Below are 8,382 nucleotides of genomic sequence, written 5' to 3'. Positions count from 1 at the left end.
TTATGCCATGGCTGAATTAGAAGAAGGGGATATTTCCGCTCAACTAAAAGACTACGAAGAATTAAAACGCCTCTGCTTACAAATTAAACGAGATAGAAACCCTAGCGTTATCGTTTTTATCGGTACTTGTACCACCGAAATCATCAAAATGGACTTGGAAGGATTAGCACCAAAACTGGAGTCAGAAATCGGTATTCCTATCGTGACAGCGCGCGCTAATGGTTTAGATTATGCCTTTACCCAAGGGGAAGATACCGTCCTCGCTTCTATGGTGCATAAATGTCCCGAAAAAGTTAAGCACGAAGATGAAAAAGAAGAACGGAATGCCATCCAGAAACTCTTAACTTTTGGACGTAAAAAAGAAGAAATTAAACAGGAAGAATCGGAATATAAAGACCATCCTCCTTTAGTTTTATTTGGTTCTGTTCCCGACCCGATTGTGACCAATTTAACCCTAGAATTGAAAAAACAAGGAGTTAAAATTGATGGTTGGTTGCCTGCCAAACGTTTTACTGAATTACCGGTAATTGAAGAAGGTTATTATGTCGCTGGTGTCAATCCTTTTCTATCACGAACTGCCACCACTTTAATGCGTCGTCGTAAGTGTAAATTAATTGGCGCACCCTTTCCCATCGGTCCGGATGGAACCCGCGCTTGGATAGAAAAAATCTGTTCGGTTTTGGGAGTACAACCGCAGGGATTAGAAGAAAGAGAGGCAAAAATTTGGGAAAGTTTAGAGGATTATCTGCAACTTGTGCGCGGTAAATCGGTCTTCTTTATGGGGGATAATTTACTAGAAATTTCTCTGGCACGTTTCCTAATTCGTTGCGGGATGACTTGTGATGAAATCGGTATTCCCTACATGGATAAACGCTACCAAGCGGCCGAATTAGCATTACTAGAAAAAACCTGTAATGATATGGGTGTTCCCATCCCGAAAATCATCGAAAAACCTGATAACTACAATCAGATTCAGCGCATTTACGAGTTAAAACCCGATTTAGTGATTACGGGAATGGCCCATGCAAATCCCTTAGAAGCGCGGGGAATTAACACTAAATGGTCAGTAGAATTTACTTTTGCTCAAATTCATGGTTTTACCAATGCGCGAGATATTTTAGAATTAGCTACTCGTCCCCTGCGTCGCAACAATAACCTCAAGGAATTGGGTTGGGATAAGTTAGTTAAAGAGTCAGCAAAAGTGTAAATTTGTTTTCAAAAGGCTACAATCATCAGGTAAGGAAAATCAATTCCTTACCTTTTTTCTGTGATTGTTTGCCGATTCTGAGGATAATTCTTGTTCAAATGCTCAACAAGTGCATAAAATAAAAGTATCGTCTCCTTTATTCCTTAGAGACTTTTAGGGTTAATATGCAATGCTCATCGGATTTAGTGTCGGCAATTATCGCTCTTTTAAAGATGTAGTCACTCTCAGCATGGTAGCTGCGGAGGATGCCTGTGGTAATGATGAGCTTGATAAAAATAATGTTTTTAAGGTTAATCAACAATTTAGTTTACTTAAAAGTGCCGCTATTTATGGAGCAAATGCCAGTGGTAAGAGTAATTTAATTCTGGCATTCAATTTTGTGCGATGGTTTGTCATGAATTCTGCTAAATTACAAATCACTGACAAAATAGATGTGGAACCCTTTAGATTAAATACCGAAACTGTTGATAAACCATCCTTTTTTGAAATAGTTTTTCAGCTAAAAAATAAAACTTATAGATATGGATTTGAAGTAACTCAAAAGCGAGTAGTTTCCGAATGGTTATTTTGTACACCCAGAAGTCGTGAAACTAAAATTTTTAATCGGCAAGGCGATAAAATAGAATATAGCAAAAATATTGAACAAGGTAATATACTAAGAGGATTGACCAAAAAAAATACTCTGTTTTTATCACTAGCGGCTCAATTTAATAATTCTCTAGCGGTGGAAATTGTCTCTTGGTTTAGTCACTTAGGTGTTGTGTCTTATTTAGATATGGAATTATTAAAAGCGATTACGCTTGAGAATCTTTCTAATAGACAAGACTTGATTGATGATGTGACTAAGTTAATTAAAAAATTAGATTTAAGTATTGACAATCTAGAAATAGAAAGCAGAAAAATTTCCTCAGACAGTCTCCTGCAAGATTTACCGGATGTTGTCAGAAATATCATCAGTCACTCTAGCGGTGAAATAAAGTCCGCTACCATAAAAACCACCATAAGAACCTATCATCCAAAGTATGACTCAACAGGTAAAATGATTGAGTTAGAAATTTTTGATATGGACAAACATGAATCTGATGGAACTAAAAAGATTTTGGCTCTGTCAGCACCGATTTTAGACACTTTGCAAAGAGGGGAAGTTTTAGTAATTGATGAATTGGATGCCAGACTTCATCCTTTAATGACTAGAAGTATAATCGAATTATTTAATTCTCAGAAAACTAATCCCAAAAATGCTCAACTTATTTTTACTACTCACGATATTAATTTACTTAGTCATAAATTTTTAAGGAGGGATCAAATTTGGTTTACCGAAAAAAATCATCAAGGAGCAACAGATTTATATTCTTTGGTGGAATTCGCTGATATTAATAATAATACCTTTGAAAAAGATTATATTCAAGGTCGTTATGGAGCAATACCTTTTATTGGTGATTTAAGTACAATTATTGGTAATTAGTATGGGTAAAAATAGAAATACTTCTGATTATTTGCGTCGCCAAACTAAGGCTAGAGAAACAAGAAAAAAATTTTTAATTGTTTGCGAGGGAGAAAAAACTGAAGTTAACTATTTTAAGGCTTTTACTGTTCCTAATAAAATTGAAGTTAGGGTGAAAGGTGAAGGTAAAAATAGCTTGAGTTTAGTAGAAAAAGCTATTAAGATTATAGATAATCTAAAACAAGATGACTCATTCGATCAAATCTGGTGTGTTTTTGATAAAGATAACTGTTCTAAAGAGCAATTTAATCAAGCAGAAAGACTGGCTAAAGAAAATAATGTCAAGATTGCCTATTCTAATGAAGCTTTTGAAATTTGGTTTATTTTACACTTTCAATATCTGGATATTGCCACATCCCGAAGTGAATACCTAACAATTTTAACTAAACAGATGCAAAAGTATGGATTATTAAACGAGCAAGAAAAATATGAAAAAAATCGGGAGGATATGTACGAAAAATTAAAGCCATACCAGAGAACAGCAATAACTAATGCAGCAAAACTTATTCAAGATAGAGATGAAGCAAAAAAACATCCTTTTGATGCCAATCCCTCAACCACAGTACAGGAATTAGTGCAAGAACTTAACATCAATAGTCGTCCTTAAGCTTGATTCTCTTTTGTCAATAATTAAATATTTAATTTTAATTGAAACCTAAAGTTGTTATAATAACTACAAGCCTATTTAACCAAAGTAACTGCTCTTAATTTGATTTAAATGTCCAATAACTTATCTCACCAAAAACCCTATCATCTCAACTTTAGCAGTGAGGATTTAGGCACGGCAAAACCGACTATCACCCTATTATCGGGGGAACCAGAACGCTCGCGCTATATTGCTGAAACTTATTTACAAAATGCACGTTTGCTATCGGATTATCGGGGATTAAATAGTTATCTTGGCTACTTGGATAATTCTACCCCAATTCTTCTGGCTACCAGTGGCATGGGTGCGCCATCTTTGAGTATTGTGGTTAATGAATTAATACAGGTGGGAATTAAAACTATTATTCGTATTGGTACTTGTGGCGCAATTCAAAATAGAATAAAAATTGGTGATATTATTATCTCGCAAGCAGCTTTATGTAGGCAAGGTGCAGCTAATGATATTGCTCCTCCGGAATATCCAGCAGTGGCGGATCCTTTTTTAACAGTTGCTCTAGTCAAATCGGCTCAATTTTTGGGAGTAAATTATCATGTAGGTATTACCGCTTCTGTGGATAGTTTTTATGAAGGACAGGAAAGAATCCTGTCGTCTGCTAACCCTTATCTTCAGCGCCATTTAGAGGGAATCACGGAAGAATATCGACGTTTAAATATTCTCAATTATGAAATGGAAGCGGGAACTTTATTTAAAATGGCGGGGGTTTATGGATTTACTGCCGCTTGTATTTGTGCTGTGATTGCCGCAAGAAGTAAAGAGGAAGGGATTAGTTTAGAAAGCAAACAACAGGCCATTGAAAAAGCGATTCAGGTGGCAATATTGACCGTTAGCAACCTCTCCCTATCCTCAATTGATTAATGTTCAGAAATCATCTTCATTAAGACTTCCTCTTTTTCCTGACTTTGGGGATAACAGGAGATAAGTTTAGCGCGTAATTCCTGAATTGATTTAATCACATTATCGGCTAATTCTTGGTCGCCATTGCGCCAGCCAAGGGGTGCTAGATGGGTGCGATTGGCTAAGGGAACTACTGGTTTTAAGAGTTGTTGACTTAGTTCTTTAATGAACCAAGCTACTGTATCTTTAGCCTGTATATCCTTAGCAAAGGCGATAATTTCCAAGAGTCGAAATAGGTTACTATTGCTAATTAAACAACGGGTTTCCTGCACGTTTGGCTGTACGTCTAAACCCAAACTTTGCACTAATTTAGCTAGGGCAGCTATGGGAATTGCGCTATCTATGCCAGCAATTACAGGAGCCAGTAAAAGCGAGGGTTGATTTTTCAGAGATACGGCATGAATATCGGTATTATTCAGCGATTTTTGGATATCTTCGGCTTGATTTTTGCCGACACAACCACTCAAAACCTGTTCTAGTTCTGTGTTTTCCACATCACTTAAAACCTCTAAAAGGGAGATATATTTACACCCTAAACTATGGCCCATCCAAAAATAATTAGGATTACCAGCAGTGGGATCTTCTAAATACAACTCAAGGTTATCTTCATAGCCCAAAAACTTAGCTTCTTCATAAATAGCCTTTCTCAATCCAATCAAATCTTTGACCATTTCTAGGGAAACATTCCAATGACGAAAAGTAAAACGATAGGGAATAGCAATAAGGGTATAGCCTCGTTTAAAGACTTGTTTGAGCAGATAACGATAGAACAGATTGGGAAAAGTGCCGAAGAAAGCACCACCGATAAAATAGACAACCCCAATCGGTTTAGGATTGATAGCAACCCAGTGAAATTGCAGGGGAATAAACTTAAATTCTGCTGTCATTGTTTTTCGGTATGTAATTGTTAATTTGGCGATTAGGGAAACAATCTTATAATGATTAAAAATCTCGGCGGCCAAAATAATTGATCGCCTTGTCTAATTAGGGTACATTAATTTGCTCAAAAAAGTTTATTTTGTTGCGAATATGTAATAATTTTTGACAAAAGTAAATTCTCACCCCAAAAATTCGCTTCTTCTTAGTCTTCTAAGCTAATCTTGACCGGATTAACTTGCCATCGGTAAAGTCAAAAACTTTAGCGACGAGACGATTATAAGGTGAGATAATGGGAAAAAATTGGTTTTAGCTTTAAGGATGGTATTATGTCAGACGCAACGCAGTTAACACCGGAAAAAATTGCTCAGTACCGTATTGAATTTGCGGACAATGAGAACGCTTTAATTGCACTTGATGTTATTGAGGAATGGGAGGGAGATTTAGCAGATGATGCTGAGTCTATTGCCACTCGTAACGGGATTGAAGGGGTAGAAGATAATGCTGATTTTCGTTGGTTTGTTATTGTTCTTAATAAATGTCGTGATTCTATTTGTCAACCGAAGTTGCGAGAAAAATATTTACCCGCACTTATCCCTACTTTAACAGGTATTATTGTAGGATATTTGATGTGTCCTCCGCAAGTCGCGGGAATTTTATCTGCTATAGTTGCTGTTTATATTCAGGATCAAGGACTGGATAAATTTTGTCAAAATTATCCTGATTCTTAAACTCAGATCTTACCCCTGATATTAAAAACCCGATTTTTAGAGGCAGAAAAAATCGGTTTTTTTGGACTTTTGGATAATGCTGCAAGATCTGAGTTAAATCCCTGTTGCGATAAATGCCGTCCAATAATAGGGATTGGCAAAGGGATAGGGTTCACGTTTAACCGCAGCTTCTAATAAGTCTTGGAATTTTCTTCTATCCCGTTTACTCTCAAAGACTTGATCGAGTAATTGCTGGAATTCTTGACTATTTTTTGTTTGGGCTAATTTTTGACTATTCAATGTTCTTAACCAAGTTTGAGTATGATTTAAAACAATAGCAATACTCCCTTGATCTTGGATAGAAATCCGTTTAAGATCGTGATAAAATTTAGCCATAAATAACGTGGTTGCTAGGGGATCTACTGTCCAAAGGGTGCTAACGACACTAGAACTTCCTGCAAATAGAAAACCACTGGGTAAACCCACATATTCATCGCTAATACTATCAGCTTTACTTTCTATTATACCACTTTCACAAGCAGAAAAGGTGACTAAACGGCATTCTCTTAAGTCAAATTTTTCAAAGACTTCTGCTAGAGTAAGGTTAGCTGATTCTCTTAAGTTACCGTCTGGATCTGCTAACATTAAAGCTGAGTCTCTAGGGGATTCATTATTAAATTTACCATGACAGGAAAAGTGAAGACAATGAGATGCTTGTAACTCTTGACGACGGTTTTCTAGGGTTTGTTCTGATGCTTCTAATTCCCCAATAATAATAGTTTTTTCAGTAGCAAATCCTTGACTAATTCTCTCGATTTCTAGATTTGCACCTAAGAGAGGTTTTAGGTCTTTTCTGGTGGGGTTTTTAATGGCAAAAAGACGATCAAAGTTGTCACGCTGTGATAATTTTACCAGTTTTAAGAGTTGGCAACTGGGAACGTATCCTACACCATTAGAAAAGCGTTGATAGAGAAATTGTCCATTTTTTAGGGGTAAACAATGAAGGGGAATAATATGTAAAAACCAATGGGGAATCAGGATTAGGCGATCGCAGGATTCAGGAATCAGTTCTAAAAGTTCATCAATGTGGAGAATTTCTGACAGTTGATTTAAACAAGAATTAAGATTTTTAATCCACTCGGTTTTATTATTTTCATAAGCGTCACGATAATCTTTAATAAAATCAATCAATTTTCCTCGATCTTCTGCTGAAGATTGCCAAACTTTAACCCCTTTCACCTCACTATTCCCCCCTTTTGAAGGGGGGTTAGGGGGGATCAAACCTTTTGAAGGGGGGTTAGGGGGGATCAAACCTTTTGAAGGGGGGTTAGGGGGGATAACAATAAACGCCATAATACTATCCCCTGAAATATACCATTCTAAGATGGCAGTATCTTGATCAATTAAGGATTGAATGTCACTTAGAGGAATGCTTTCAACCTTTTGAGTTAAGCTAAAAGTGTGGTCTATGGGAGTTATTTCACGGTCAATAAATTGATTTAATTCTTGTTTTAAATGATTGAGGTGAGTATAGTCATTTAAGATGGGTTGTCTTTGTTGATCTAGGGTTAAAATTCCTCCCCGATTGCGGGTTTGTTCTTGGATGGCTAACTGTTGTTCTTCCCCAATAATGGCACGACGGAGGCGATCTAATTCGGTAATAATAGTTGGGGGGATATTACCTTTAGGATAGATATCTCGATCGGTAAGCAATTGGACTAGATAGCGGGTTTTGCTGCGTTCAACGTATTCTAAGGCGCGATCTTTTTGATTGAGGTTGAGATAGGATTGAACAATGCCATGATAAACATCCATTGCCTCGGAGAGAATTTCCTGTTGTCGTTGGGGGTTTAAGGCTTCGAGTCGGATATTTTCTACTGCTTCGATGGCTAAGTTGTAGCCTTTGATGGCGGTTTCCAAGTCTTCGATCAGGTTAGCAGTATCTCCTAAGTTTCGTCCTGTTTGTAAGCAATCTATGGGGAAAGCAGTCGGGGTTCTTACTTCTAAAGACAGGTTATAAGCTGCGATCGCCATCTCTAGATTATCTGCCCTTTCCCCTCTGATGCGATCACTATAAGCAGTCCCCAAATTATTTTGTGTCGTTGCCCATTCATAAGGAAAGCTATCACGGGTATATACTTCTAATGACAGGTTATAAGCAACAATAGCTAACTCTAAATTTTCTACCCTTTCCCCTCTGATACGATTACTATAAGCATTGCCCAGATTATTTTGTGTCATTGCCCATTCAGAAGGAAAGCTATCACGGGTATATACTTCTAATGACAGGTTATAAGCAACAATAGCTAACTCTAAATTTTCTGCCCTTTCCCCTCTGATGCGCTTATTATAAGCATTCCCCAGATTATTTTGTGTTCCTGCCCATTCATAATGAAAGCTATCACAGGTAAGTAGTCATGCAAAATTAATTACCCAAATAAAAAATTAAGAAGTATAATACATAAAAAAACGAAGCAGCAGGAAAATACAATGAGATTGATTAGAGACCTAAACCCCGAGAGCC

At 36.9% G+C, this 8,382-nt stretch carries 7 protein-coding genes; 5 read left to right on the top strand and 2 right to left on the bottom strand.

What is annotated here, in order from left to right; translation table 11 throughout:
• From bchN to PX481_RS23000, 4 genes are all read left to right on the top strand, one after another.
• A partial coding sequence (gene bchN, locus PX481_RS23015; RefSeq protein WP_288096263.1) for a ferredoxin:protochlorophyllide reductase (ATP-dependent) subunit N occupies nt 1-1,207 on the top strand: 1,207 nt, incomplete at its 5' end.
• Nucleotides 1,208-1,376: 169 nt separating this feature from the next.
• Nucleotides 1,377-2,672 carry an AAA family ATPase gene (locus PX481_RS23010; protein WP_502888567.1) on the top strand — a complete coding sequence of 432 codons (1,296 nt, stop codon included), beginning with the start codon at nt 1,377-1,379 and terminating at the stop codon, nt 2,670-2,672.
• A gap of 1 nt (nt 2,673) precedes the next feature.
• On the top strand, nt 2,674-3,318 hold the full coding sequence (locus PX481_RS23005) for an RloB family protein (protein WP_288096261.1): 645 nt from the start codon (nt 2,674-2,676) through the stop codon (nt 3,316-3,318).
• A 111-nt stretch (nt 3,319-3,429) separates the two neighbouring features.
• Nucleotides 3,430-4,233, top strand: a complete 804-nt coding sequence (locus tag PX481_RS23000; RefSeq protein ID WP_288059206.1) for a nucleoside phosphorylase — start codon at nt 3,430-3,432, stop codon at nt 4,231-4,233.
• Here PX481_RS23000 and PX481_RS22995 read toward each other — a convergent pair.
• On the bottom strand, nt 4,230-5,159 hold the full coding sequence (locus tag PX481_RS22995) for a DUF1350 family protein (protein WP_002798729.1): 930 nt from the start codon (nt 5,157-5,159) through the stop codon (nt 4,230-4,232). The genes PX481_RS23000 and PX481_RS22995 overlap by 4 nt on opposite strands.
• A gap of 318 nt (nt 5,160-5,477) precedes the next feature.
• Between PX481_RS22995 and PX481_RS22990 the strand changes: the two genes are divergently transcribed.
• Nucleotides 5,478-5,879, top strand: coding sequence for a hypothetical protein (locus PX481_RS22990; RefSeq protein ID WP_288096257.1), 402 nt, complete (start codon nt 5,478-5,480; stop codon nt 5,877-5,879).
• A gap of 93 nt (nt 5,880-5,972) precedes the next feature.
• Here PX481_RS22990 and PX481_RS22985 read toward each other — a convergent pair whose 3' ends face one another.
• Nucleotides 5,973-8,099, bottom strand: coding sequence for a CHAT domain-containing protein (locus PX481_RS22985; protein ID WP_353852221.1), 2,127 nt, complete (start codon nt 8,097-8,099; stop codon nt 5,973-5,975).
• Between the last annotated feature and the right edge of the window lie 283 nt (nt 8,100-8,382).

The sequence above is a fragment of the Microcystis sp. M53603_WE2 genome (assembly GCF_030065435.1).
The sequence above is the reverse complement of the archived record's forward strand: the minus strand, read 5'-3'. Positions and strand labels throughout refer to the sequence as shown.

Coding starts and splice junctions, on each gene's coding strand:
- PX481_RS22995 (WP_002798729.1), bottom strand. CDS start 5,159: ATGACAGCAGAATTTAAGTTTATTCCCCTGCAATTTCACTGGGTTGCT.
- PX481_RS23005 (WP_288096261.1), top strand. CDS start 2,674: ATGGGTAAAAATAGAAATACTTCTGATTATTTGCGTCGCCAAACTAAG.
- PX481_RS22985 (WP_353852221.1), bottom strand. CDS start 8,099: ATGACACAAAATAATCTGGGCAATGCTTATAGTAATCGTATCAGAGGG.
- PX481_RS22990 (WP_288096257.1), top strand. CDS start 5,478: ATGTCAGACGCAACGCAGTTAACACCGGAAAAAATTGCTCAGTACCGT.
- PX481_RS23000 (WP_288059206.1), top strand. CDS start 3,430: ATGTCCAATAACTTATCTCACCAAAAACCCTATCATCTCAACTTTAGC.
- PX481_RS23010 (WP_502888567.1), top strand. CDS start 1,377: ATGCTCATCGGATTTAGTGTCGGCAATTATCGCTCTTTTAAAGATGTA.